Below are 25,768 nucleotides of genomic sequence, written 5' to 3' on the forward strand. Positions count from 1 at the left end.
ATTAGAGGTCTCCGAAAGGCGTATAGTGACGAGGCTGAACAGCGGGTAGTGATTCTTGTGCCACCGGCTCTTTTTCTGTGGCCAGGAAAGCTAACCGAGAAGCGTGTACGGGCTGCCGTTGGTTGCGGCGCCGCACCTCCTTCGTTTGCTTCACGGCTTGCTCTTCGATATGCCGCATTGCCTCGTAAGCGGCGAAGATGTGTTCTTCATCTACCGGAATGTTCTGCGCGCGCACCCGCCGAACAGCTTCCCGGTGCTCCCAGATGCTCATCGGAGGGCGCGACGTATCACGGTATGGAATAGCAAAATACTGTTCCAGCTCTGGGTCGTAGAAATAGACAATGCTCACGTCCCGTGGGTCTCGCTTGAACAGCAACTTCTGACGCCGCTTGTACTTGTCCGTTGTCTTTATCCACCGCCGCAGGACGTCATGATAGTAGTAGATGTGATCAATCAGTACCCCGTACTCCTGTACAGTCCGCTCCTCAAACGGCATAAAGTCCAAGCGCACCTTTTCTTCGCTCATGAAGCGGAATGGCAGGCCGCTGCCAGATGTCGTGTCGGTGCCGAAGACCCCTTGCTTGTAGCGTTCGAGTGGTGCCATTCCGAGGCTACTGTGCTCGCGTTTGTGATACACATCTGTGATGAACGTTAGCAGCCACTTTTCCAACTCGCGAAGCGTCAAAGCCGCTTTCTCCTCGGACTCGTAGTCGCCCCGTTCGGCAACGGAGGAGAAGGTGGTGCCCGGCAGGGTATGGATTTCTTCTAGGACAGTACCCAAATACCGCTCGATGTGCCCCCCGTACCTCGGCGTGGCAACGGGTCGCCAGTTTAGCTCAATCCCGTATTGCTCGCAGGCGCGCTTCAACATCGTGCCGTGAAATTCGCGGGCATTGTCCAAGTGCAGCGTGCGCATTACCCCCCAACAGGGCCATTCGCCGCCTAAGTCATGCACGGCCAGCGTTTGCTCCTTGGGCAGTATAGCATTAGCGATACACATGCCCGTACCCATTGCACCTGGCGGATCAAAGGAAACATAGAAGCCCACCACCATACGACTGAACACGTCGATGGCCATGGTAATCCAAGGCCTGCCGACGGGCAAACGCTGGATTTCATCCACTAGCTCGATATCCAGCTTCGTGTGGTCGATCTGCACAAAGGCCAGCGGGAAATCAGCACCTGGAAAACTGCCTTTGTGAGGAGCCAGTTGATCGTCGGCTACGGCCTTCCCGTAGCGGTAGCGTAGCCGGTTGTACTCGGTCAGCTGCCTGATACGGTTGCGAATTGTATTGGGGTGAGGCACCTGCAGGCCTGCCCGACGACACTGGCTCACCACCCGTTGATGAACTTTAGCTAGGGGCTTGCGCTGCTCCGTCAGGTATTCCTCCTTGATAGCCTGCTGTACAATGGCGTCTATCTCGGGGGCCAATCGAGGTTTTCCTCGGCCACCGTTGCGCGGCTTGTCCATGAGGGAGGCAACGAGCCCAGTGGCTTCGTAGCGCTCCAACCAACGATACAGCGTACTCGGACTGACCTTATGTTCACGCGCTACTTGCTTAATCAGTGCCCCGTCCGTTCGCTTGTCTAGAATCGGCTTTAACAGCGCAAAACGATTATTCGCCGTTGCCCATTGTTCGTCAGTGGCGAGCTCGAAACTGGGTGTTTTCGCGTCATTGGCATAGACCGGCAGCACATCGTCTACCGCGGCGACAACAATATGATCGTCTTCCACACGCTCCAGCAATAGCCGCCGCATATCCAACAGGGCCTTTACGTGATATTGACGGCCCTCGTAAGACACTACCGACTTGGCAGTAATGGGAAAGTGATTCATAAACGACGGAACGGTTGTGTGAAGGCAGGGACTTGGCCGGTAAGTGGCCAAATAGGCGTTTGCATCGTCAACGTATGGGTTAACTCAATGCCGACCATTCCCAAAGCGACCATGTGCCAGAGGACAAATAAATATTCTGCCTGCTTATAGGCATCGCGCACGGCAAGCTGGATGAGTTCGGCCGGTGTCGTGCTGGGCAACAAGCCCAGCAATTCCTGCAACCGATGAACATAGCCTAGCTCGACCTCGACCCATCGGTAGCGATTGAGAAAGCGAACATTTTCCAAGTACTGTGTTCGGATTTCCTTTTCCGTTAATATCTTAAATTCCCATCCGCGCATAGCTGCGTAGCGAACTGCGGCGCGAAATTTCGGGCGCAGTGTGGGCCATTCGGCCCAAAGAGTAGACCGATATTTCACCTCGATCAAACGAGGTTTGAGCCACATACCAGGCGGCCGATCCGAACGGTAATGAATAAGCATATCAGGCGTGTAGGAACGTAGTTTCCCGGTCTCATCCTGAAACTCGATACACACGGGTTGCTCTTCGAAGGCCTGCACATTCCGATCAAATTCTAATAAGGCAATCAAGTCCCGCTCCAGCGTAGACTCGAATTCGTGTAACCGCTTCATTTTCTTGCTAGGCACAACGCCGGCAACAGAGGAATAACGAAGAGGGATGTTGCGTACAGGCATATCAAAACGTTCTCAAGAAGTTGTGTAAATGTTTAAAGCAGTCGCACCTTCTACTAGATGATTTCGCAGCTCGTTATGGATGGAGTGAAATGCGGTCACAAGTGGAAGAACGAATGAAAGTGACTGTAAACTTTTGACTTAGACATTGTACACCACAGTTGCATGTCGCATCCAAATTCGCAAGAACTAATGTATTTGACACGCAGCCGGGCGAAATCTCCCTGGCCCACAACGGTGTGTTGTTTCTGGACGAGCTGCCCGAGTTCAAGCGCACGGTGCTGGAGGTGATGCGGCAGCCCCTGGAGGAGCGGCGCGTTACCATCTCGCGGGCCAAAGTCAGCATCGACTTCCCGGCCAACTTCATGCTCATTGCCAGCATGAACCCCTGCCCCTGCGGCTACTACAACCACCCCGAAAAAGAGTGCGTGTGCGGCCCCGGCGTGGTGCAGCGCTACCTCAACAAAGTGAGCGGCCCACTGCTGGACCGTATTGATTTGCACGTGGAGGTTACGCCCGTTACGTTCGACCAGATGACGGAAACGCGCCGCTCGGAGGATAGCCGCACCATTCAGGAGCGGGTGGCCCAGGCCCGGCAGCAGCAGGCCGAGCGGTTCCGGGAGTTTCCCGAAATTCACTCCAACGCCATGATGCCTTCCCAAATGGTGAAGGACATCTGCCGCATTGATGCTGCCGGCCTCACCCTGCTGAAAACGGCTATGGAGCGCCTGGGTCTATCGGCCCGCGCCTACGACCGGATTCTGAAAGTAGCCCGCACCATTGCCGATCTGGCCGGCTCCGACGAGATTCAGCTGCCCCACCTGGCCGAAGCCATCCAGTACCGCAGCCTCGACCGGGAAGGCTGGGCGGGTTGAATGAGTAACGGAGTATGAGGAACGGAGTAACTGTTCGGCCAACGCAAACGGCCGGTCTAGTTAGCAATAAAGCTGTTTAGAAAGTCAAAAGAACGTCATGCTTATCTGGCGTCCGCTTGTCGAAGCATCTGTACCGCTTCGTGTGGGCCGTTCAGCCAAGCGGTAGAGATGCTTCAACTTTGCTCCGTGTCTGCTTGATGCGCAGAATGGGGACGCCAGATGAGCATGACGGTTTCTCTAAACGTTGCCTACTTCTTAAACAGGTTCAATAGTACAATTACTCAGTTACTCCGCTACTCCGTTACTTTTGCGGCGTGATATACGACGCTCTGGTTAAGCCCCTGCTTTTTCGCCTGGATGCGGAAAAGGCCCACCATCTGGTATTCAACAACCTGAAGCGGGCGTACCGGCTGCCGGGCGCGGCAGCGGCCTTGCGGGGCCTGTACGATTTCCGGCACCCCAACCTGGAGCGCGAGGTGCTGGGGTTGCGGTTTCGCAACCCCCTAGGGCTGGCCGCTGGTTTCGACAAAAACGCCGAGCTGACGGATGAGCTGGGCGCTCTGGGTTTTGGGTTCGTGGAAATTGGGACGGTAACGCCCCGGCCCCAGCCGGGAAACCCTACGCCGCGCCTGTTCCGGCTGCCCCAGGATGCGGCCCTGGTGAACCGGATGGGCTTCAACAACCACGGGGCCGAAGCCGCCGCCGCCCGCCTGCGCCAGCGCCACGACCGGGGCCTCATCATTGGGGGTAACATTGGCAAGAACAAGGACACGCCCAACGAGCAGGCCGCCCAGGACTACGTGGCCTGCGTGGAGGCTCTGCACGAAGTGGTGGACTATTTCGTGGTGAATGTGTCGTCGCCGAATACGCCGGGCCTGCGGCAACTGCAGGAACGGGAGCCCCTGATTCAGCTGTTGCAGCAGGTGCAGGAGCGCAACCAGGCCCTGCCCGTGCCCCGGCCGCTGCTGCTCAAAATTGCCCCTGACCTCACCGACCCGCAGCTCGACGACATTCTGCTGATTGCCCGCGAAACCAACCTCAGCGGACTGGTAGCTACCAACACCACCATCAGCCGGGACGGGCTGACTACGCCGGCGGCGACAGTAGCCAGCCTGGGCGCCGGTGGCCTGAGCGGCAAGCCCCTGCGCCAGCGCGCTACCGAGGTAATCCGCTACCTCAGCCGCCATAGCCGGGGCCAACTCCCGATTATCGGGGTGGGCGGTATCCACTCGGCCCAGGATGCGCGCGAGAAGCTGGAAGCCGGTGCCAGCTTACTACAGCTTTACACTGGCTTCATCTATGAAGGCCCCGCTCTGGTGCGGCGGATTACCAGTGAGCTGGTGAAGTGGTGAGTTTTCGTCATCCTGAGCCCAGCAAAGGAACTGATGACAGCAGAACAACTCCGTGAACCTCTGCGCATTCCTCCGCGAACCTCTGCGAGAAAACCCGTTGGCTCCGGTACATGCTGAGGCCGGCAAGTCAGGATAACTGCCCGTCAACCTTTTCCATTCTCCACTGCCAGTTTGGGTACGTAACGGCGCTGCAGCCAAATCAGCAGCGGTACCAACACCAGCGTGGGCCACAGGAAGTTGAGTGGAAATGGGATAAACTTGAGGCTGGTGGCCGAAAATGCTGACACGGCCGCAATGTAAGAGCCCACGAAGCCCGAAATATGATTGCGCAGCCACTGCCCGGCGGGCCAGGGTCCGGCGCGGCGGAAACCACGCAGCTGCCGGAGCGTCGTCATCAGGCCAATAGCCCCAAATACCACCATGGCCAGGTTGAAAGGGCGGTGCCAGAGCCCGTAACCCAGTGTGCCGGCAAAAACAGCCAGCCCCAGCAGCGTACTGGCCCAATCGTAAAATTCAGGCTCCTGCCCGTGGCCCATACGCTTATGCTGCAAGGAGCGGTATCCAAACTGCGCCAGGTACAGGCTGAAGATACCCGTAAGCAGCAGAAATGTTAACCCATTAAGGCTGGCCGACACAATGGCCGTACTGCCTGCCACCAGCATAGCCCAGAAGAACACCCGCCCCCACAGCCGATGGGCTGGCCCTCCCTTTCGGACTACCAAGGCCACCGGGGCCACAAAGAAACCGGTAAAGCCCGCGGCAATATGGAGCCAGCGGTTCAGGAGCAGAAATGTTTCCATGAGAAAAGAGCAACAGCGGGGCCGAACAGTGCGCTAAAGGTGGGCGTTTATGGGCAACCCCACAACCAGGGCTTACTCAGCTGTGCTTTTCGCCCACTGAACCCTCATATGCGTACTCTCAACTGCTTCCGTAGCGACTTGGCAGCTCGCGCTACCACTGCTGCACTGGCCCGGCTTATAGCTTTACTCCCAGTCTACACTCAATTACATCGGCGGAGCCACGGTGCACTTTCAGGTCTACGTTGCCAAAAACACGCTCAGTAAACTGGTACTTCAACCCTAGCCGCTCGTAGTAGAACTTGTTGGACTTGTACGGATTGTACAGGTAGAACCCCAGGTGCGACACAAACGCCAGCCGCCCGAACAGCAGCTCGTGCCCCAGGTACACCCCGGCTTTTTTTACGTCGGGCAGTTGGTCGCTCACCCGACTGGTATCTTGGAGCTGGGCCAGTAAGCTTCGGTCGTAAAATCCTTCTATACCAGCCACCAAGGCACTTTTACGGTTTACCCGGCGGCCCAGGGCCAGCGTTACGGAATTTACCAGGTAGCGGCGGTGGTCGGTAGCATTGCGCTGTTTCCAGCCCACGGAAGTGCTTAGGTTCAGGTAATTGCGCCCCAACTCTACCGGCTGCGGCTCGGGGGCGGTACCCAGCGGCCGGAACGGGCGCTGCTGGTGGTAGTTCAGTCCCAGCAATACCGTAGGCAGGTTGATGCCGAAGTTGGGCTTGGTAGTGGCGCCATTGGAGTAATGGTTCAGGCCCAGGCCCAGCAACAGCCCCAGGTGCTCGGTTAGGGCCACATCGTACTCCAGCCGGGTTTGGATGGTAGCATTGAGAGCCGAGCTGACAATGGTATTCTTGTGGTTGGTTTCCTGGTTGTAGCGCACCGGAAAATAGCCCACGCCCGTCCCGATCCGAAAATTCAGCTCCTGCCGCCGGGTGCGCCAGAAGGCCTTACTGATGTACACACTGGCCGCGTACGACTTGCCCAGCACTGGGTTGTGGTAGTCGTAGTACACCAGGGCCAGCCCCACTTTGGGGTAGTTGTACCAGGCATGCCAGGGCTCCGAGCCGTTGGTTTGGCGCTGCACGTTCAGCTCCATGCCGGTTGGGTGCGAAACCGCCAGGTGCTTTACGGCGGGGGTGTGCCCAATAATAAAGCTGCCCTGCGCATATGCTCCCACTACCAGGGGTGCGGGGGGCTGGCGCTGGGCACACAACGAGTGCGCACTCCCTCCTAATAGCAGTGCGGCCAGCAGCCACCTGTTCCAACTTGTCATAAAAAAGCAGCAAGCACCAAGGCCAAAAGTAGCAAAATCAACGTGTTGGCGGAGCGGAAACTTTACGCGCCGGGCACAATGGTAATTTCTTGCTGCTGTATCAGTTAGCCAGCACTTGGCATGTTATGATATGGTAAATTCTGAAGGAAATATAATTCTTCCTGCAACCCTACGGGCTCAACTTACGCTATGAGCCCCAGAAAACCACGAAAGACGTGGCTGTGCAGTTGGTATCCGAGCCGGTTAATCCGTGCACCTAACCTCCCCTTTTTGACATGAAAAAACTTGCTTTACTGGCCGCCCTGGGCGTGGCTTCTGTTTCTGCTGTACACGCTCAGGATGCCGGTGGCTTCCGCCTCGGCGTAAAAGTAGGTGGTACCTACTCCAATATTTCCGGCGACAACGTCAGCCAGATAACCGGCCCGGGCTACAGCACTGACCTCGGCGACTACAAGCTGGGCTACAACGTGGGCGTCAGCACCAGCATTCCGTTGTCGTCCGATGGGTTTCTCTCGTTTGCGCCGGAGCTGCTGTATAACCGCAAGGGCTACGAAATCAAGTCAATGCAAACCAGCGGCCTGGCAGCCGGCGTAAAATCGGTAGAGCTGGAGCAACAGCGCGTACTGCACTACCTGGACGTGCCACTGCTGGCAAAAATTAACGCGGGTGGGCTGTTTTTTGAGCTGGGTCCGCAGGTGAGCTACCTGTTTGGCTCCAAAAACAAGCAGCAGACCACCGTGAAGTACACCGACGGCACCAAAGACAAGGTGGAAAGCAACAGCGGCTTTCGGGACTATACCGGCATAAGCCGCGACGAGGCCTACAAATCGGACCTAGCACAGTTCGACATCAGTGGAGTAGCTGGCGTAGGCTACATGACGGATGGGGGTATTAGCCTGGGGCTGCGCTACGCCCGGGGCTTCAACTCCCTCATCGACTCCAAAGACCAGGACAACGAGCCAAAGGCCTTCAACAATGCCTTCACCCTGCAGCTCGGCTACCTGATTCCGACCAAGTAATTACCCCTTCCGTCAAAATGGCTGCTTCGCTTGCGGGGCAGCCATTTTATTTTTTCGGCTGATTTATATGCCTTTCTCCGGCTGTCTTCGTTAAAGGCAGCGTGCTGGCACACTTTTCGTTTGGCTGGCTGTGTGCAATTCCCTTTTCTCACTCCAACTTCGTTGCACTTATGAAAAAACCATTGCTGGCCGCTGCGGCCCTACTCGCCACGCTTGCTGTTACCGAAACCAAGGCCCAAAGCATCCGATTTGGCCTGAAAGGCGGAGGTAACCTGTCAAATCTGTCGGGCGACCTGACCGACGAGGACCGTTACGAAAACAAAGTGGGTTTCCACGGCGGCGCCATGCTTAACATCGGTTTGCTTGATGACGGCTTTTTATCCGTGCAGCCGGAAGTTCTGTTCTCGCAGAAAGGCTTCAAGTTTGCCGAAAACCAGGCATTTGGCCTTTACCAATACAGTGGCAGCCGTACCTACAACTACATTGATGTGCCGGTACTGCTGAAAATAAATGCCGATGGCTTTTACTTCGAAGCCGGCCCGCAGTATAGCTACCTCATGAAGGTAAAGGACGAAACTAAGCGTAGCATCAACGGAACTGTGTTCAATACCTACTCCGGCACCACCGACCTGAGTAACGTGAACCGCAACGAAATTGGATATGCCGCCGGGCTGGGCTTCCAGTCGGATGCCGGCTTCCTGATTGGCTTGCGCTACAATGGCTCCCTCACCGATTTTGCCAAGGACGGCTACACCGGCGACGCCGACGTGCGCAACGCCCGTAACTCGGTATTCCAGGCCTCAGTAGGCTTCCTACTACCCGGTAAATAGGCTCACCCAGCCTGCACAGAAAAGCCCGGCTAACCAGATGGTTGGCCGGGCTTTTCTGTGCAGGCTGTACAGGTCATACTTACCCTTGCATGGCGGCCGCGTAGTTGCGGTAGAAGTGCGGGATGGTTTCGATGCCTTTCAGGAAGTTAAACACGCCGTAGTGCTCATTGGGAGAGTGGATGGCGTCACTGTCCAGGCCGAAGCCGAGCAGCACGGTATCCAGGCCTAGCTCGCTCTTGAACATGGCCACAATGGGAATAGAGCCACCGCCGCGCGTGGGAATGGGGCGCTTGCCGAAGGTGGTTTCCATGGCATCGGCCGCCGCTTTGTAGGCCACTGAATCAGTGGGCGTAACTACCGGCTCGCCGCCGTGGTGGGGCTTTACCACTACCGTTACGCCGCTGGGGGCAATGCTTTCGAAGTGCTTCTGGAACAGGGCCGTAATTTCATCGGAGGTCTGGTGGGGCACCAGGCGCATCGAAATTTTAGCGTAGGCCTTGGAGGCAATAACCGTTTTGGCGCCCTCGCCGGTGTAGCCGCCCCAGATGCCGTTCACGTCCAACGTGGGCCGGATGCCGATGCGCTCCACGGTGGTGTAGCCCTTTTCACCGTAGGTATCAGGCAGGCCGATGCTCTTTTTGAACTCGTCGTCGGAGTGCGGCACGCGGTTCAGCTCGGCGCGTTCCTCATCCGTCAGCACGGCTACGTTGTTGTAGAAATCGGGGATGGTGATGTGGTTGTTCTCGTCGTGCAGGCTGGCAATCATCTTGCAGAGCACGTTGATGGGGTTGGCCACCGCGCCGCCGTAGAGGCCGGAGTGCAGGTCCCGGTTGGGGCCGGTTACTTCCACCTCGTGGTAGCTCAGGCCGCGCAGACCTACCTCAATGCTAGGCTCGTCGTTGGCCAGCATACCGGTGTCGGAAATCAGGATAACGTCGGCTTTCAGCTTCTCCTTGTTAGCGCGCACGAAGATGCCAAGGTTGTTGGAGCCGATTTCCTCCTCGCCCTCAATCATCACCTTGATGTTGCAGGGCAGGCCGCCGTCCTGGTTCATCACCTCCAGGGCTTTTACGTGCATGTACACCTGGCCTTTATCGTCGCAGGCACCGCGGGCGTAAATCTTCTCGTCTTTGATAACCGGCTCGAAGGGGGGCGAATCCCACAGCTCGTAGGGGTCGGCGGGCTGCACGTCGTAGTGGCCGTACACCAGCACCGTGGGCAGCGCGGGGTCGATGATTTTCTCGCCGTACACGATGGGGTTGCCGGCCGTGGGGCAGAGCTCCACGTTTTCCAAGCCTACTTCCAGGAAGCGGGCTTTCAGGTACTCGGCGGCCCGCAGCACGTCGCCGTGAAACTTGGGGTCGGCGGAAACCGACGGAATACGGAGCCAGTCGATGAGTTCAGTCAGGAAACGCTGCTGGTTCTGCTCGAGGTAGGAAGCCATGCGGGGTGGTTTAGGGTTGGAAATGCGGGGGTAAAGGTAGGAAAGGCGCGGCGGTAGATATACTCAATTATGTAGCGGCTCCCAATCCGTAGACGGTAGACTATATTACTTAAGCATGCGCTCAAACATATCTACCAGTAAACTCCTAGGATCAACCGTCGGCTGTATTATATCTTCTTCAGGCAAGGGAATATTGACCTGCTTTATCTGATTACGCTGACAGTTTCTTATTCTGTAATGTTCAGTTTTTCCCAATAGATACACTGAAACGTCGTATCCCATATCATGAGAGATATAACAAGGTTCTAGTGCTGGCAAAGACCCAAGTTTATTCTGTATATAGAATGTAAAGAGTGAATCCGCCCTAATACTGGTTTGAAAAGTAGTTAGTGTTTCTTTGTTGTTAAGAACTTTGATTATCCCTTGACCATTTTTCATCCATACCAAATAAGAAATGGCGTTTGCAGAAACGCCATTATCATAATCGTATATAAACGTCATAATACTGTCGACGCCTGCCATATGCAGTTGTTGCAAAGTAGTCACTAACGCAGACTGTTGAGAATTACCTCTTTTCAGTTTCACAACTCGCTTTTGTGCCATTGTGCATACAGGCAGTACGAGCATGAGTAGAAGTATACACAAGGGTAATTTCATATTCTTCCTATCGATGAGTTCAGTGAGGAAACGCTGCTGGTTCTGCTCGAGGCAGGAAGCCATGCGGGGTGATTTAGGGGTTGGAAATGCGGGGGTAAAGGAAGGAAAGGCGCAGCGGTAGATGTACTCAATTATGTAGCGGCTCCCAATCACCTTTTCGGAAAAACACATTCCCGAAAAGAGGTGAATTGAATACCAGATAGAACTGTCGGCCTCGGCGATAAATAGTTGGATTCGACGACATGATATGGTGCGTTGGCTGCTGCATACTTACCGCAAGCCGGTAGGATTCGTACGGCTTTACGGTATACACCGTGCCAACGTAGAGCTTCACGATCCTACTACCATCGATTACATAAAAGGTAATTCTATCATCCGGCGTGATGGTGAAACGAAAGGTATTGTACTGCCAATCGGCCTGACGCCCCGGAAATTTGCTACGGTCAATTATATATGAGCCGTATAAATCTTCCTTTTTCAGCTTAATAGTTTCGAACAGCGGGCGAGTTACGAAAAGCACAATTCCTAATGTTGCTACTACCACCCAACCGCCGCCCAAAATTTTAAGAAAGATCTTCTTCTGGGTAACTGCGGTCAGAAGAAAAAGAAGCAGCGTTCCAGGAACCAGAATAAAGATGAAGAAAAAGCTAATGGCCATATATCAATTTTGCAACGCATAGAATAACCTGTATTCTTCCTACTTCTTATCCCAGGGCATAGGCACGCGGCTCTGGGTGCCGGTGCGCAGGCGCTGGATGTTGGCGCGGTGAGTATAGATGAGCAGCCCGGCCACCACGAAGCCGAACTACAGCAGCAGCTGGCAATTATGCCATACGTGGTAGCTAGGGTGAGGCCTGGCACCGTCGGGGTGATATGGATTACAACCCGTACCAAGGTTAAAAAGTAGGCTGATGAAGATTTTTAGCGACTTTCTTCTACCTGTGTAATCTGGCCGGTTTTCACGTCAATGGTGCAAACACAGCAGCAGAAATTCCAGACTTTAAGAGGCGTAGTGCTAAAAAATGATCCATAAGCATCAGTAGCACCTCGGTCAATACTCTCGGCCCGCCACAGCATTTCGCCGGTAGGTCCATAGGCAAACAGATTACGAGCAGGCTTATCGGGTGGGAATGCTGTGTAGTCGTAAATAACCAAGCGTTGCTCGCCTACCTGGCACTCCTCCAGAATCCGATATGATACCTCCGGTCTAGTCATGTTCATTACTTCTTATCCCAAGGCATGGGCACGCGGCTTTCGGTGCCGGCGCGCAGGCGCTGGATGTTGGCGCGGTGGGTGTAGATGAGCAGGCCGGCCACCACGAAGCCAAACCACACCAGCAGCTGGTTATCGGGGCGGAACGGGGGCAGCAGCTGCAGCAGGGCAAATACCACCCCGGCCGACATACTGCTCAACGACACGTAGCGCGAGGCCAGCAGCACCGCAATAAACACCAGAATGCACACGCCCACGGTAGCCGGGGCAATGGCCAGCATCACGCCCAAAATGGTAGCCACGCCCTTACCGCCCCGGAACCCGGCCCAGATGGGGTAGATGTGCCCTACCACCGCCAGCACCCCGCAGGCCAGCTGGTAGTACAGCAGCTGGGAAGGCAGAATAGCGCCCTGGTTCAGCATAACGGTAGCCAGCGAGGTAGCCACCCAGCCCTTCAGCACATCTACGGCCATTACGAAGGAACCGGGCTTCTTGCCCAGCACCCGGAAGGTGTTGGTAGCCCCGGAGTTGCCCGAGCCATGCTCCCGGATATCCAGCCCGAAAAACGCCCGCCCTACCCACAACGCCGTGGGAATGGAGCCAATGAGGTAAGCGGCCACCAGCAGGCCGAGCACTAAGGGGAGATTCATGGGTGGAGAGAGTAGCGGTTCAGTCGATGGGGTAAAGATACGGAGCCGGGGCACGGCCGTTGGCAGGGAATATAGAGTACCAGACCGCAACGCTAAGTAGACCGTCATTCCGAGCGAAGCCGAGGAATCTCGCGTGCTGACGGTGCAATGCTATTCACACATCAGCACGCGAGATTCCTCGGCTTCGTTCGGAATGACGGATGGTTTGACAACGTCAGCACGCGAGATGCTTCGGCTCCGCTCAGCATGACGTTCAACGGTTCAGCATAACAAAAAGCCCCGGCAGAGGCTGCCGGGGCTTTCGGGGCTATTCGTCGCCGAAGGGGTCGTTGGGGTCCTTCTTCTTTTTCTTCTTGGTATCCTTTTTCGGGTCTTCGGCAGGAGCGTCGACGGCGGGTGTTGCCGCATCTACTGCCTCGTCTTTCTTCTTCTTTTTCTTGCCGGTATCCTCGGCCGGGGCTTCGGTGGGAGCCGTTTCTACGGCGTCTTTTTTCTTCTTTTTACCGGTATCCTCGGTGGGCGTATCAGTAGGAGCGGCTTCCACAGCTTCGTCCTTTTTCTTCTTTTTCTTGCCGGTTTCCTCTACCGGCGGCTCAGCAGAGGGGTCCGACTCCAGGGCCTCCTCTACCGGGTCCTTCTTCTTCTTTTTCTTCTTGTTGGCATCCTGGTCGAAGTCGAAGTTGCCGGTGCTCTGGGGCTGGGTCACGTTAACTTTCCGCTTGCCGGTTTCCTTGAGGAAGTCTTTGCGGAAGTGGTTGAGGAAAGTCTGCACCTCCTGGTCGTCGCCGAGGTAGAAGCCGTACTGGGTGGCCGTGTTGTAGTCGCCCTTGGCTTTCAGGCCGATGATTTCGTCGAAGGAGCCGTGCTGGGCTTTGGCCAGCAGCACGTTGTTGGAGTACTTGAGGTAGTACCACGTCTGGGGTTCGGCCTCCAGGTACAGCTCCACGGCGTCGCCGGTACTTTCCTTCTTGATTTCGATGTAGCCATCAATCAGGGCATTGATGTCCTTCTTGCCCACGCTCACCAGGCCAATCTTGCCCACCGAGTACCAGGCCTTCAGCTTCTCGTTCCAGCGCAGGTTCACCTGGCTCAGCACAATGGTGTGCAGGAACTTAGCCGACACCTTTTGCAGGGGCACGTAGCCACCCTTGCGGGTACTGTAGTCCTGTACGGCTTTGCTGCCCACAAACTCGCCCATCTTGTAGAGTTGGGCCGGGGAGCCGGTCAGGGCCTCGGGTGCGCCTTTGGCATTGGTAGCCATATCCGTACCCATGGCTTCCACCGCCTTTTCGGGCAGCACAATATCGAAGGCCATGAAGGTATCCAGGTCGTAGAGGTTGCTGTCGGGCTTGGCCGTACCCAGGCCGGCGGCCGTGAGGGTATAGTCCTTGTTGGAGTTGATGAGGTTGAGCTTGCCCCGGAAGTTCAGCTGGCCCGTGGAATCCTGCAGCGTCATCACCGAGCCCTCGTACACGTCGGGGTCGTTGGGGTCGTGCTGGCTGATGGCATAGGTCTTTTTCCGGATGTCATAGGTCAGGTTGCCATCTACCTGGAACAGGTTCATGTCCGTTACGCCGGGCTTGGGCGCCACAAACAGCGGATACACTTTGCTGGTACCGTCAGCCATGAACAGGCCCGTCATCATGGGGGTGCCGTCTTCGGTTTTAGGGCTATTGAGCTTGATGCGGATGGCTTTGGGGTCAATGGTATCCTGCACCGCAAACCACTCCGAAGCGGTGGCCGACTTTACGAAGTTCAGCTTGGCCTGCCCATCGAAGGTAAAGCCCTTCTTCTGGGAGTTCATGGTAATGCCGCCCCGGTAGGCAATGCGCGGGGCCAGGTGAAATTTATCGGTGGCGGCCAGGTTGGCCACGGCCATGGTGGGCGGGGAAGGCGGAAAATCATCCCCGTCGCCGGCCGGACCACGCTTCAGCAACCCTTTCCCCAGCGTCCCGCCCTTCCGGCCAGCTGAGGCCATGGCCGTAGCCGCCGAATCGACGTGGAAGTTGGCAAACTTAATGGCGAAGGAATCGGCGGAGGTTTTGTAGCTGTACAGGGCGTTGCCGCTAAAGGCTGTGCGCGACAATACTCGGATTTCGCCCTGGTACAGCTTATGGTATTTGCGCAGGGTGTCCATCACGATGCCGGCTTGCTGGAAAGCGCGCATCTCGGCGTTGGGCAAAATGTACACCTTGCTGGAGTCAGGCAGAATCCAGGCATCGGCCGAGGAAATACGGGGTACGCCGCCAGCCACCAGCCGGTAGCGGCTCAGGTCGTACTGACCGGTAGCCGCCTGAAACTTGAGGCCCCGCTGCTCGGGCTTGGTGCTGTAGAAGAACGAGCGGGACGAGTCGGCGCCGGCCGCTACGCGCAGCTGCACCAGCTTCTTCTTGAAGTCCCACTTACCCCCCGACAGCGTGGTGCGGTACTGGGAGTACGGCAGCTCAATGCTGGACTTGGTATCATCGGACTCCCGGGCAAACTCCGTATTGCCGTTTTTCAGGTCGTAGGTGAAGCTCACGTTGTTGGCCGTGAGGGCCGGCTTATTCACCTCCGCCGACTTAATATTCAGCGTAGACTTGGTACCGGTGTAGCGCGTGGGCTTGAAAGCAAATGTAGCCGAGCGAATGAATGACTGAGGACCATCCATGCGCCCATCTCCGAACAGGCCGCTGGGCGTGTACGTAAGGGTGCCTTTGAAGCCGTACGTGGCATCGTATACTTTAAAGGCTTCGCCCTTATCCTGCGTGGTCAGGTACATGGAGTCCTGCTTCACGGCCCACTTCATCTGGTAGCCGGGCAGGAAGGTCACCTTGGCAAACTCCGTCCCGTTCAGCGGCCCCGGCAGAATGGTGGCTGTTTTGCCCACCGTTACCACCGAGTCCTTATAGAACACAAACTGGTCGCTCTGGAAGTCGCCGGTGAGATACTTGATGTTGCCGATGCCCTGGAAGCCGTGGTTGTTCATGGCCACCTTATTGAACAGGCGTCCCTTGCCTCCGTACAGCGGGAAACCAGCCTTGGGCACATCGTACACGAAGCCCAGGGAGCCGTCGTCCTGCATACTCAGCTTGGTATCGAAGTTGGGCACAATGCCCCCGCTCACGAAGGTACCTTTGAAGCCCACGGCCGCCCGGTTCTTGTTGTTCAGCGAATCCAGCTTGAAGGGCGGAATATCGAAGTACATGGTGGTATCGTAGGCCCCGCCCAGCACCTCGGGCTTATCAAAGTACACGTAGGCCCCGGTGCTGGCATCAAATGATGGGTACGCGCCCAGCTTCTTGCGGCCCGATTTATTGTTGGGGTGGTTGATGTAGAGCTTACCGGCCGAGTTTTTCTTTTTGTTGGTCAGGGTCCAGTCCAGGTCCTTGCGGGCTTTCATCACCGAGCCCTTCGAGCCCTTACCCTTCACAATAATGGAGTCAATCTTCACCAGGTCGATGAAAAACCCATCGTAATCAAACTTGAACTCCTTGCCCTTGAACACGAAGGCCGAAGCTACCACCGTGCCGTTGAACAGCACCCCGCGGTTCTTCTGAATCCGAATCACCGACGAATCGGGCTTTACGAACACCGTCACGGAGTCATCGGAGAAGTTGAAGCGGTCCACGCCCCGCACAATCAGGTCGTTGCTGTTGAGGTCAAGGGTGGCATTCTTGCCGTTGGGGGCCAGGCTCTTGATGGCAATGTGGTCGTAGTCCTTCTTGCCGCGTGAGGAGTTCACGTAGTGCAGGGCTTTGGGCAGGAGCACAATCTGGTCGGTGGCGGGGTACCAGGCCACGTACCCGTCGCGGGCCAGCCCAGCCACCGCCGAACGGACGTTATCGGGCTTGAGCTTGCGGAAAGTGGCAATATCCTGCACCGTGAACAGGCGCTTATTCCCGTTTTCCATGCTGTAGCCCACTACCATTTGTAGGGGATGCAGCTTATTGATAGCCTTGATCTGCTGGTAGCGGGTGTTGGTGTAGAATTCCTTGCTCTCAAAGTTGGCCGTTACCTGGTTTTTTGCCGTCAGGATGCTGAAGTCGATGTAGGGCGTGCGCACGGGCCAGGTCAGCAGCTCGGCTGTTACCTCCATCTGGTGGTAGGAGTCATAGTAGGGCGTGGATTTGTAGAGGCCATCCTCGCGGGCCAACTGCAGAATCTGCTTGCCTTTGTTGTATTTCAGCCGCACGCCGGGGTGCGTGAGCGAGTCCTGCTTGTCCTGGAAGATGGACACCTGCGCGTGCTGAGCCGTGATGAGGGAGTCGCCGAGCACGTAGGCCCGGGAGGAGGCTTTGAACTTCGGCTTACCATCCACATCCACAATAATGCGCGACATGGCCCCGTCCAGGGAAGCCGACAGGGCCCGATTACCCGTGAGCGAGAACCCCCCGAAGTAGCGGATGTTCTCGCCGATGTTTTTTACCCGGGCGTCGTTGGTGTTGGAAATGAAGCGGGGGTAGCCCGATTCTTTCACCCCAGCCTTGCGCTGCACGCTTTTATAAGCAAACCACCCTTTAATGGGAGCTTCCAGCACGGCCGGGTAGGTAAGCGTAACCGGGTTGGCCACGAACTCCGCTTTCATAATGTCGAAATCGTAGCTGGCCAGGGCCACCGAAGCGGGGTTACCGTTCACCTGCCAGGCAAACTCGCCGCCATAGCCCACAAACCGGTTGCTACTGCCCACCACGGCTCCGCTGGTTTTGCGGATGTACACCGAATCGGAAGGCGACACCAGGAACAGGTCGGCATCCTTGAGCAGAATAACCGGCCCACGGGTGGGCGGCGCCATATAGGAAGCGTAAGAAGGCGTGGCCGCCGCATCCCAGCCCGAGTCGGCGGGTTTGCTAGCGGCCGTACCCGATGCTTTTTTGCCGGGCGTACTCCAGCCGTCGTCGGTATTGTTCCACGGGTCGTCGTCGCCCCAGCCGCTGCTTTTCTTGGCGGGCTTGGCACCTTTGGTGTTCAGGGGCTTGGTGGTAACGGTAGGCGTAACCGGTGCTGCTGGCACCGGTGCGGCCGGCGGCGCCATGGAGGGCATGTCCTGCACGTTGTAGGCAAAGCTGAACGTGCCGCCTACTACCTGCAGGGAGCTGTAGCGGGAGCGGTGCAGAAACTTGGTATCCAGAAACGTAGCTGCACTGGCCAGGAATTTCTCGGCATCAGTGGGCGGCTCCTTTTCCAGGGTTTTGCCGGCCACGTCCAGGAACTCTGTCATCTGCTGATCAGAGAAATTCTGGACCAGCACACCGGCGGCAATGGCCGTATAAAACTGCTCAAAATGAGGCTTGGGCCGAAACTTACGGCCCAGCATGTACTGGCTCAGGGCCACAATGTAGCGCTGCTGCGTGGCCGTAAGGCGGTTGCTGGCCCATACCTGCTGCAGGCGGGTGCCCGCCTGCTTAGCCGCCGCATTATTGGTGGTGGCCATCATCGACTGCACATCCACCATAAACTGCCCGGGCTCGGAGCTGAGCTTGCCCGTGAATTTGGGCAAAACCGGGGCTGCCGGAACGGGCTCCCCCTTCTTGCCTGGCTGGGGCTTTTGCTGCGCCCAGGCCGGAGTGCCAACTCCCAGTCCCAACATCAGGGCGCAAACCCATCTAAAAGCGAAGTGCTTCATATACCTATACCTATTCCGCAGAAACCTGATTACTCGCCTACAATTTCAGCAAAAGACAGCACTTTCCGGTGTCTTCGGCAGGTAGCCTCACCACAATCATACTCTGCCCGTTTTTCGTTCAATTCTGAATAACAGCGGATTCCTGCTAAAAACCGTCCCGCCCGAACCAGGGGGCTCGGGCGGGACGGTTTTATCATAAAAGCCAGAAAGGTGGATTAGGCGGGCTGCCGGAACACAGCCGATACCCAATGGTTCTGGGTGCGGTGGCTTTCATACTGAAAACCGGCCTTCTCGGCAGCCTCCCGTATCAGCGGCAGGTCGTCTTCGTAAAACCCGCTGAACAGGATAGGGCCGCCGGGCCGGAGGTACTGGGCATACGCGCCCATATCCTCCAGCAGCACGTTGCGGTTGATGTTGGCCAGAATGATGTCGAAGGGCTCCTCCCCTTCCAGGGCGGTTACGTCGCCGAGGCGGGCTTCCACTTTATCCTGTACGTTGTTCTCGAGGGCATTATCGGCCGCATTTTCGGCAGTCCAGGGCTCTACGTCTACGGCCAGCACGTAGCTGGCACCCAACTGCACAGCCATAACGGCCAGAATGCCGGTGCCGCAGCCCATGTCCAGCACCCGCTTGCCCTGGTGGTCGATGCCGAGCTGGTTGGTAATCATCAGGGCCGTAGTGTCGTGGTGGCCGGTGCCGAAGGACATGCGGGGCATAATCACAATTTCGTGGCGCAGGTCGGGCCGGGCCTCGTGGAAAGGTGCCCGCACCGATACCTGGTCGGCAATAACCAGGGGCTGGAAGTTCTTTTCCCACTCGGCGTTCCAGTTTTGGCGGGTAATCACGCAGTGTGAGAACTCCAGTTCGCCCAGGCCTTCGTAGCGGCTCATTACTTCAGCTACGGCGTCCTGGTCGAATTGGTCTTCATCGATATAGGCGCAGAACCCTTCGTCGTTGTCCTCGAAGGTATTGTAGCCCAGTTCAGCCAGCTCGGCCACCAATATATCCGACAACTCGCGGGGAGCCTGCACACGCAGTTCAACGTAATCCATTACAGCAACTCAGCTAAAAACCCAGGAAACAAAATCGTCCCGCGCCAGGCGGCACGGGACGGCAAAGGTCGGAGGAAAAAACGTCTCCGGCTACTGCTTCCGGCAGCCGGCGTAGTTGCGCACCTTGGTGTACTGGAAGCTGAAGTCGGCCAGGTTGCGGTTATCCGTCACGAATAGCGCATAATCAGCAAAATTCGGCGAATCAGCCAGGTACCAGAGGCCAGCTTTATCGGCAAACAGCTTGTTGGTTTCCCGGTACACCAGCAGATCGGCAAAAGCATCCTCCGGCTCAAGGTACACCACCCCAAAACACTGCCCTTTACGGCGCGGGTCCGTTTCCAGATATACCGTACCGTAGAGGCGGCAGGGGTCCACGGAACTCACGGCTCCGGCAGCCAGCGGCACCCGCGGCTGAGGGGCAGCGAAGGGGTTAAGGGCCAGCAGGCCGGAGAGCAGCAGGGTTGGAAGCATGAATTGAGACTAAAACCTGTCGTCCTGAGTATTGCGCGTATCAGGCGGCGGCGAAGGACCTTGTGACGTGAGAACGGCAATTTTCGTTCCAGGGTAGTAAGGTCCTTCGCCGCCGCCTGATACGCGCAATGCTCAGGATGACAGTTGGCTTCTACACCTAAAACGACTTGATAATTTCCGTGAAGTCGCGCGACTTAAGCGAAGCACCACCGATAAGGCCCCCATCCACGTCGGGTTGGCTGAACAGCTCGCGGGCGTTCTGAGCGTTGGCCGAGCCGCCGTAGAGGATGCTGGTATTCAGAGCCGCCTCGGCGTCGTAGGCCCGGGCAATCTGCTCCCGGATAAAAGCGTGCACCTCCTGGGCCTGGGCGCTGGTGGCCGTTTTGCCGGTCCCGATGGCCCAGATGGGCTCATAGGCAATAACTACCTGGTCGAACTCCTCATTGGAGAGGTGGAACAGGCCGTCTTTCAGCTGCTTTTCGATGAAGGAGAAAGTTTCGTCGGCTTCGCGGGTCTCCAGGCTTTCACCCACGCAGAAAATGGGCCGGAGGCCGGCGGCCAGGGCGGCTTTCAGCTTCTGGCTCAGCAGCTCATCGTCCTCCTGGAAATACTGGCGGCGCTCCGAGTGACCCAGAATCACGTACTCCGCTCCCATCGACTGCAACATGCGGGCCGATACCTCGCCGGTAAACGCGCCGCTTTCCTTCTGGTGGCAGTTCTGCGCGCCCAAATGGAACCGGCTGCCCTCGGGCAGCTGCTTGCCCACAGCCGTCAGGAACGGAAAGGGCGGGCATACTACCACCTCCACTGCGGAGCCGGTTACTTCGTCCTGCACCATGTGCACGATTTCGGAAATCAGGGCCTGGGCATCCTGGAGCGTGGTATTCATCTTCCAGTTGCCGGCGACAATATTCTTACGCATTGCGGAAAGGATTGAGGTTGGGAGTTGGCCTGCAAGTTAGGGGAATGTGGGGTCACACGTCAGCACGCGAGATTCCTCCTGTCGTCGGAATGACGTCCTTTATTCTTAATCCCGTTATCTTTTATCCTCTCTCCCTCCTCCTCCACCACACCAGCCCCAGCGCCCCTATGGCCACCAGCCCGGCCGCTGCCAGGGCCATCCAGGCCAGTACCAGCGTATTAGCATCCCCGCGCCGGGCAGCCCAGATACCCACCAGCCCCCAAGCCACAGCGGCCGGGTAGGCCAGCTCCCGAAACTGCTTGGTTACGTTCAGCGCCAGCCCAGCCACAATGCCTACCATTACAATGGCAATTTCGATACTTCTAGCCTCACTTACCTGCCAGCGCGTGCCCAGCGCCACCGTGGCATTCACCACCAGCGCCACCGAAATCCAGCCCAGGTACAGGCCAAACGGAATATTTACCCAGGCCGGGGCTTCGCCACGGCGGGCGAAGTGCCGTACGCGCCCGTACACCACCGCCAGCCCGGCCAAAATACCCAACATTACGGCCACACTCAGCGGCAGCAGCTCGTAGGCGAATACTACCAGCCACAGGCCCGTCAGCAGGTTCACCAGCACCAAGGGCCGGGCCACGGCGTCGGGGAGCGGGTGGCGGCGCTGGGCTGGTAGCAGCTGCCATACCGCATACACCAGCAGACTCAGGAAGATAACGCCCCAGATGCTAAAGGCGTAGCCCGCCGGCGTGAGCGGCGTGGGGTATTTGTACGACACCTGCGCGTTGGTTTGCCCATTGAAGGGAAACCGTTGTGACACGTAGTTCAGGGCAATGTTGCCCACAATGGCCGCCGCTGCCGCCCAGCGCCAGGGGCGGCTTTCGGTGGGGGCCGTGAGGGTATCAAAGGCAGCAGATGTAGAAGTAGAGTTCATAGGGCGAATATGCTCCTAAAACTGTCATTCCGACCAACGGGCGGAATCTGGGTTATCCGTTTCATCCAACGATTCATCCAGATTCCGCCCGTTGTCGGAATGACAGTCAGAGCTTTTCGGCCAGGAAGCGGGCGGTATGGTTGGTGTCCTTGAGCTTGACCATATCCTCGGGGGTGCCCTCGAAGAGCAGGTGGCCGCCGTTGAGGCCGCCCTCGGGGCCGAGGTCAATCAGCCAGTCGGCGCACTTAATTATGTCCATGTTGTGCTCAATGATGAGCACGGAGTTGCCCTGCTCCACCAGCGCGTTCAGGGCCGTCATCAGCTTATTGATGTCGTGGAAGTGCAGGCCGGTGCTGGGCTCATCGAAGATGAACAGGATTTTATCGTTCTGGAGAGTATTGCCTTTGGTGAGGAAGGAGGCCAGCTTCACGCGCTGGGCCTCACCTCCGGACAAGGTGTTGGCCGACTGCCCCAAGCGGATATAGCCCAGCCCCACATCATCGAGCGGCTTGAGGCGCTCCACGATTTTGGGCTGGTCGCGGAAGAACTCGATGCTGTCCTCAATGGTCAGCTCCAGCACGTCGTTAATGCTTTTGTCCTTGTAAAGCACATCCAGCACGTCCTGCTTGAACTTGCGGCCCTCGCAAGCCTCGCAGGTCAGGTAGATGTCGGCCATAAACTGCATTTCAATCTTTACCTGGCCCTCGCCCTGGCACACCTCACAGCGGCCCCCGTCAATATTGAAGGAGAAGTGCGAGGGTTTGAAGCCCCGGGCCTTGGCCAGCGGCTGGTCCGAGAACAGCGTACGGATGGCGTCGTAGGCCTTTACATAAGTAACCGGATTGGAGCGGCTGCTCTTGCCGATAGGGTTCTGGTCCACGAACTCCACGTGCGTTACCTGCCCGTTTACGCCGGTGAGACGGTCGAACTTGCCGGTGGCCTCGCCCGCGCCGCCGCCCAGCTGCTTGAGCAGGGCCGGGGCCAGAATCCGCCGGATCAGCGTAGACTTGCCGGAGCCGGATACGCCCGTTACCACCGTCATTACGTTCAGCGGAAACTTCACGCTCACGTTTTTGAGGTTGTTTTCGCGGGCTCCGGTCAGCTCCAGGGCGTTGCGCCAGGGGCGGCGGGTTTTGGGCACCTGCACGGCCATGCGCCCGCTCAGGTACTGGCCGGTGTAGGTGTCGGATGCCAAAACTTCGGCGTAGCTACCCTGAAACTGCAAGGTGCCGCCGCCGCTGCCGGCCTCCGGGCCAATGTCAATAATCTGGTCGGCCTGCTCCATCATCTTATCCTCGTGCTCCACCACTATTACGGTGTTGCCGAGTTGCTGCAAGGAGCGCAGCACCCCAATCAGCTGCTCAGCGTCCTTGGGGTGCAGGCCAATCGAGGGCTCATCCAAGATGTACATGGAGCCCACTAGTGCCGAGCCCAGGGAGGTAGCCAACGAAATCCGCTGGCTTTCCCCGCCGCTTAGGGTGCTGCTGAGGCGGTTAAGGGTGAGGTAGCCCAGGCCTACCCGGTTCAGGTACTCCAGCCGGTTGGTTACCTCCGTTACCAGGCGCTCGGCTACTTTGGCTTCGTGCTCGGGCAGGTCGAGGGTCTGGAAAAACTCCAGCGCCCGGCTCACCGGCAGCAGCACCAGGTCGGTAATGCTCTGGCCGCTGATTTTCACGTACTGGGCATCTTTGCGCAGGCGGGTGCCCCGGCAGTCGGGGCAGGTGGTGCGGCCCCGGTAGCGGCTTTGCAGCACCCGGTACTGAATTTTATGGGTCTGCTCGCTTACCCACTTAAAGTAGGCATCCAGCCCGTCGAAATACTTGTTGCCCTTCCACAACAACGTGCGCTCGGCCTCGCTCAACTCATTGTAGGGCCGGTGGATGGGAAAATCAAAGCGGATGCCGTTTTTCAGCAGGGGCTTCAGCCACTCGCTCTGCTTGTCGGTGCGCCAGGGCGCAATGGCCCCCTCGTACACCGTCATGCTCTTATCGGGTATCACCAAATCCTCGTCAATGCCCAGCACCGATCCAAACCCCTCGCAGGTCTGGCAAGCCCCGTAGGGGTTGTTGAAGGAGAAGAAGTTGACGCTCGGCTCCTCAAACACCAGCCCATCCAGTTCAAACCGGTCGGAGAATTGTTTAGTTGTCAGTTGCTGGTTGTCAGTTGTTGGTTCGTTCTGGTTACTGACAACTGATAACTGATAACTGACAATTAACGACCCGTGGCCCTCGAAGAAGGCGGTTTGCACGGAGTCGGCGAGGCGGAAGGTCAGATCTTCGTCGCCGGGGATGATGACGGCGCGGTCAATCATGATGAAGACTTCCCCCTGCACTTCGGGCTGGCCCTCGGCAATCAGCTCCTCAATGAAGGCGGTTTCGCCATTCACCACCACCCGGCTGTAGCCTTTCTGGAGCAGCAGATCCAACTCCTTGCTCATGGGGCGACCGGCTTCAGTGGGCAGCAGCGGGGCCAGCAGCATCACGCGGGTATCGGCGGGCAGGTGCATGAGGTAATCCACCACGTCGGCCACGTTGTCTTTCTTTACCTGTTCCCCACTAATGGGCGAATAAGTGCGGCCCACCCGCGCAAACAGCAGCTTGAGGTAGTCGTAGATTTCGGTGCTGGTGCCCACGGTGGAGCGGTTGTTCTTGATGCTGACCTTCTGCTCGATGGCAATGGCCGGCGAAATGCCCCGGATGTAGTCCACGTCGGGCTTATCCATGCGGCCCAGGAACTGCCGGGCGTAGCTGCTGAGGCTCTCCACGTACATGCGCTGGCCCTCGGCGTACAGGGTGTCAAACGCCAGGCTCGACTTACCCGAGCCCGACAGCCCCGTCACCACAATGAACTTGTTGCGCGGTAGGGCCACACTCAGGTTCTTGAGGTTGTGGACGCGGGCGTTTTTGATGAGGATGAACTCGCGCGGGTCGAGCTGGTCAATGGGGTCGGCCGCGGGGGCGGCTACTTGCAGAGCGGAGTTGTCAGCCATAGAACGGGTAAACAGCCGGGGCCCAGGGTTTGGTTTCCCCGGGGCGGTTTAGGTAAGGCGAAGGTACGGCGGGGGGACGCTAGATTCAGTGCTGGCACTGATGTAGGACGCAGAAGATTAAGGTAGACTTGTAACGCAGCAGGGGGTCTGCTGTTTTGCTGTTTTATTTTCAAAATGAGCATAAAAATCACATATTAAAATAGAAATCATGAAAAAGGTACTAATAATTTTAATTTATATATTGCACAGCCTAGAAACTAGCGCACAACAAGTATATAGGTTTCAATATCAATTTCATTCAGAAATTTTTGACAATAATAACATAGAACTTTATGTAAAAAATGGCAAAAATTACGAACGAAGATATTTCAGGGAAATATTAAGAGGCGAACTTGGAGACAGAAACAAAGATACAATTAGCCTTAATTTCTGGCCATCCCTAAAAATAGAAGGAAATAGATTAGAAATAGACAAAAACGGAAAGGAACATGAAAAAGATTACATAATTGTAATTAAGAATTGGAATCCAGAGAACACAAAATTTAATAAGGTCAAAATACCCTTTAGACAATGGGAATTAACCGCAACTAATATTCCATTCAGAGTCAAATTTAGAGGTGATAATTCATTAGAAAGTGAATTTCTAAGCTTTAATATAACATATCTTAGAGTTTTTGGAACCACAAAAATATTTCAAAGCAGATTTGTTAAACCAAGAAACAGATCAATTGCGTTCGGACCATATCTAGGATTGAACAAAATAGAAAATCCTGAGAATAAGAAGTCAGAATTTGCTTTAAATGCTGGTATTAATGCCGTGTATTCGTTGAACAAACTAAATCTAGTACTTGCTTATGGAGCGGAAAACGGTTTTAAAAAAGCAACCAATAAATTAAACCCCTATATTGGATTCGGAATAGGCTTTAGTCTTATTGATAAATTCGAACCTGAGATAGAATCAAAGTAAATCACGCAATTAACTTGGCTGTGCCGAATGAACCCCAAATCATCCCACGCCGCTGGCGCATATTAAGAGCGTGTTTGGGAATTAGGTAGGGGCTAAAAAGAAACGAGTCAGTAAGTTGCGCGGGGAGTTCCTAGGCTTCCACGGGCATTATGGTTGATGGCTACCAACCCCTTACTGACTCGCAGTG

20 protein-coding genes are annotated in these 25,768 nt (G+C 56.5%); 5 read left to right on the forward strand and 15 right to left on the reverse strand.

Annotated elements, in window-relative coordinates:
- Window position 1 precedes the first annotated feature (1 nt).
- Window positions 2–1,837: a helix-turn-helix domain-containing protein gene (locus EI290_RS21825; RefSeq protein WP_125433769.1), complete on the reverse strand. Its 1,836-nt coding sequence runs from the start codon at window positions 1,835–1,837 to the stop codon at window positions 2–4.
- Window positions 1,834–2,532, reverse strand: a complete 699-nt coding sequence (locus tag EI290_RS21830) for a TnsA endonuclease N-terminal domain-containing protein (RefSeq protein ID WP_125433770.1) — start codon at window positions 2,530–2,532, stop codon at window positions 1,834–1,836. The genes EI290_RS21825 and EI290_RS21830 overlap by 4 nt, the downstream gene beginning before the upstream one ends.
- 158 nt (window positions 2,533–2,690) lie before the next feature.
- Here EI290_RS21830 and EI290_RS21835 point away from each other — a divergent pair, with 158 nt between their 5' ends.
- Window positions 2,691–3,404 (forward strand): YifB family Mg chelatase-like AAA ATPase, encoded by a 714-nt coding sequence (locus EI290_RS21835; protein ID WP_262706483.1) that lies wholly within the window; start codon window positions 2,691–2,693, stop codon window positions 3,402–3,404.
- Between the two features lie 317 nt (window positions 3,405–3,721).
- Window positions 3,722–4,756, forward strand: a complete 1,035-nt coding sequence (locus EI290_RS21840) for a quinone-dependent dihydroorotate dehydrogenase (RefSeq protein WP_125433786.1) — start codon at window positions 3,722–3,724, stop codon at window positions 4,754–4,756.
- A 143-nt stretch (window positions 4,757–4,899) separates the two neighbouring features.
- Here the strand turns inward: EI290_RS21840 and EI290_RS21845 are convergent, their stop codons facing one another.
- Window positions 4,900–5,556, reverse strand: coding sequence for a DUF2306 domain-containing protein (locus EI290_RS21845; RefSeq protein ID WP_125433771.1), 657 nt, complete (start codon window positions 5,554–5,556; stop codon window positions 4,900–4,902).
- Window positions 5,557–5,731: 175 nt separating this feature from the next.
- On the reverse strand, window positions 5,732–6,835 hold the full coding sequence (locus EI290_RS21850; RefSeq protein ID WP_125433772.1) for an acyloxyacyl hydrolase: 1,104 nt from the start codon (window positions 6,833–6,835) through the stop codon (window positions 5,732–5,734).
- Window positions 6,836–7,110: 275 nt separating this feature from the next.
- Here EI290_RS21850 and EI290_RS21855 point away from each other — a divergent pair, with 275 nt between their 5' ends.
- Both EI290_RS21855 and EI290_RS21860 read left to right on the forward strand, forming a co-directional pair.
- Complete coding sequence (locus EI290_RS21855; protein WP_125433773.1) at window positions 7,111–7,854, forward strand: porin family protein; 744 nt, start codon at window positions 7,111–7,113, stop codon at window positions 7,852–7,854.
- 170 nt (window positions 7,855–8,024) lie between these two features.
- Window positions 8,025–8,684, forward strand: coding sequence for a porin family protein (locus EI290_RS21860; RefSeq protein ID WP_125433774.1), 660 nt, complete (start codon window positions 8,025–8,027; stop codon window positions 8,682–8,684).
- 79 nt (window positions 8,685–8,763) lie between these two features.
- Here the strand turns inward: EI290_RS21860 and EI290_RS21865 are convergent, their stop codons facing one another.
- The 11 genes from EI290_RS21865 to uvrA form a co-directional block, all read right to left on the reverse strand.
- Window positions 8,764–10,128 carry a dipeptidase gene (locus tag EI290_RS21865; protein WP_125433775.1) on the reverse strand — a complete coding sequence of 455 codons (1,365 nt, stop codon included), beginning with the start codon at window positions 10,126–10,128 and terminating at the stop codon, window positions 8,764–8,766.
- Between the two features lie 105 nt (window positions 10,129–10,233).
- Entirely contained in the window at window positions 10,234–10,755 is a 522-nt protein-coding gene (locus EI290_RS21870; protein ID WP_148103658.1) for a hypothetical protein, read from the reverse strand.
- A 157-nt stretch (window positions 10,756–10,912) separates the two neighbouring features.
- Window positions 10,913–11,443: a hypothetical protein gene (locus EI290_RS21875; RefSeq protein WP_125433777.1), complete on the reverse strand. Its 531-nt coding sequence runs from the start codon at window positions 11,441–11,443 to the stop codon at window positions 10,913–10,915.
- A gap of 263 nt (window positions 11,444–11,706) precedes the next feature.
- A complete protein-coding gene (locus EI290_RS21885; protein WP_148103659.1) occupies window positions 11,707–12,006 on the reverse strand; it encodes a hypothetical protein in 300 nt (99 codons plus the stop codon).
- Complete coding sequence (plsY, locus tag EI290_RS21890) at window positions 12,006–12,647, reverse strand: glycerol-3-phosphate 1-O-acyltransferase PlsY (protein ID WP_125433779.1); 642 nt, start codon at window positions 12,645–12,647, stop codon at window positions 12,006–12,008. The genes EI290_RS21885 and plsY overlap by 1 nt, the downstream gene beginning before the upstream one ends.
- Before the next feature lie 307 nt (window positions 12,648–12,954).
- Window positions 12,955–18,126, reverse strand: a complete 5,172-nt coding sequence (locus tag EI290_RS21895; protein WP_125433780.1) for a hypothetical protein — start codon at window positions 18,124–18,126, stop codon at window positions 12,955–12,957.
- Between the two features lie 341 nt (window positions 18,127–18,467).
- On the reverse strand, window positions 18,468–19,304 hold the full coding sequence (prmA, locus tag EI290_RS21900) for a 50S ribosomal protein L11 methyltransferase (RefSeq protein WP_125433781.1): 837 nt from the start codon (window positions 19,302–19,304) through the stop codon (window positions 18,468–18,470).
- Between the two features lie 90 nt (window positions 19,305–19,394).
- Window positions 19,395–19,775, reverse strand: coding sequence for a DUF6150 family protein (locus EI290_RS21905; protein ID WP_246009028.1), 381 nt, complete (start codon window positions 19,773–19,775; stop codon window positions 19,395–19,397).
- 157 nt (window positions 19,776–19,932) lie between these two features.
- Complete coding sequence (gene tpiA / locus EI290_RS21910; RefSeq protein ID WP_125433782.1) at window positions 19,933–20,697, reverse strand: triose-phosphate isomerase; 765 nt, start codon at window positions 20,695–20,697, stop codon at window positions 19,933–19,935.
- Between the two features lie 121 nt (window positions 20,698–20,818).
- Window positions 20,819–21,625, reverse strand: a complete 807-nt coding sequence (locus EI290_RS21915; protein WP_125433783.1) for a tryptophan-rich sensory protein — start codon at window positions 21,623–21,625, stop codon at window positions 20,819–20,821.
- 106 nt (window positions 21,626–21,731) lie between these two features.
- Window positions 21,732–24,614 carry an excinuclease ABC subunit UvrA gene (gene uvrA, locus EI290_RS21920; RefSeq protein WP_125433784.1) on the reverse strand — a complete coding sequence of 961 codons (2,883 nt, stop codon included), beginning with the start codon at window positions 24,612–24,614 and terminating at the stop codon, window positions 21,732–21,734.
- A 208-nt stretch (window positions 24,615–24,822) separates the two neighbouring features.
- On the opposite strand from uvrA, the gene EI290_RS21925 reads away from it, so the two are divergent.
- Window positions 24,823–25,581, forward strand: coding sequence for a hypothetical protein (locus tag EI290_RS21925; RefSeq protein WP_125433785.1), 759 nt, complete (start codon window positions 24,823–24,825; stop codon window positions 25,579–25,581).
- Window positions 25,582–25,768 lie beyond the last annotated feature (187 nt).

The organism is Hymenobacter metallilatus, assembly GCF_003944705.1.
Classification (GTDB): domain Bacteria; phylum Bacteroidota; class Bacteroidia; order Cytophagales; family Hymenobacteraceae; genus Hymenobacter; species Hymenobacter metallilatus.

Coding starts and splice junctions, on each gene's coding strand:
- EI290_RS21825 (WP_125433769.1), bottom strand. CDS start 1,837: ATGAATCACTTTCCCATTACTGCCAAGTCGGTAGTGTCTTACGAGGGC.
- EI290_RS21830 (WP_125433770.1), bottom strand. CDS start 2,532: ATGCCTGTACGCAACATCCCTCTTCGTTATTCCTCTGTTGCCGGCGTT.
- EI290_RS21845 (WP_125433771.1), bottom strand. CDS start 5,556: ATGGAAACATTTCTGCTCCTGAACCGCTGGCTCCATATTGCCGCGGGC.
- EI290_RS21850 (WP_125433772.1), bottom strand. CDS start 6,835: ATGACAAGTTGGAACAGGTGGCTGCTGGCCGCACTGCTATTAGGAGGG.
- EI290_RS21855 (WP_125433773.1), top strand. CDS start 7,111: ATGAAAAAACTTGCTTTACTGGCCGCCCTGGGCGTGGCTTCTGTTTCT.
- EI290_RS21860 (WP_125433774.1), top strand. CDS start 8,025: ATGAAAAAACCATTGCTGGCCGCTGCGGCCCTACTCGCCACGCTTGCT.
- EI290_RS21865 (WP_125433775.1), bottom strand. CDS start 10,128: ATGGCTTCCTACCTCGAGCAGAACCAGCAGCGTTTCCTGACTGAACTC.
- EI290_RS21870 (WP_148103658.1), bottom strand. CDS start 10,755: ATGCTCGTACTGCCTGTATGCACAATGGCACAAAAGCGAGTTGTGAAA.
- EI290_RS21875 (WP_125433777.1), bottom strand. CDS start 11,443: ATGGCCATTAGCTTTTTCTTCATCTTTATTCTGGTTCCTGGAACGCTG.
- EI290_RS21885 (WP_148103659.1), bottom strand. CDS start 12,006: ATGAACATGACTAGACCGGAGGTATCATATCGGATTCTGGAGGAGTGC.
- plsY (WP_125433779.1), bottom strand. CDS start 12,647: ATGAATCTCCCCTTAGTGCTCGGCCTGCTGGTGGCCGCTTACCTCATT.
- prmA (WP_125433781.1), bottom strand. CDS start 19,304: ATGGATTACGTTGAACTGCGTGTGCAGGCTCCCCGCGAGTTGTCGGAT.
- EI290_RS21905 (WP_246009028.1), bottom strand. CDS start 19,775: ATGCTTCCAACCCTGCTGCTCTCCGGCCTGCTGGCCCTTAACCCCTTC.
- tpiA (WP_125433782.1), bottom strand. CDS start 20,697: ATGCGTAAGAATATTGTCGCCGGCAACTGGAAGATGAATACCACGCTC.
- EI290_RS21915 (WP_125433783.1), bottom strand. CDS start 21,625: ATGAACTCTACTTCTACATCTGCTGCCTTTGATACCCTCACGGCCCCC.
- uvrA (WP_125433784.1), bottom strand. CDS start 24,614: ATGGCTGACAACTCCGCTCTGCAAGTAGCCGCCCCCGCGGCCGACCCC.
- EI290_RS21925 (WP_125433785.1), top strand. CDS start 24,823: ATGAAAAAGGTACTAATAATTTTAATTTATATATTGCACAGCCTAGAA.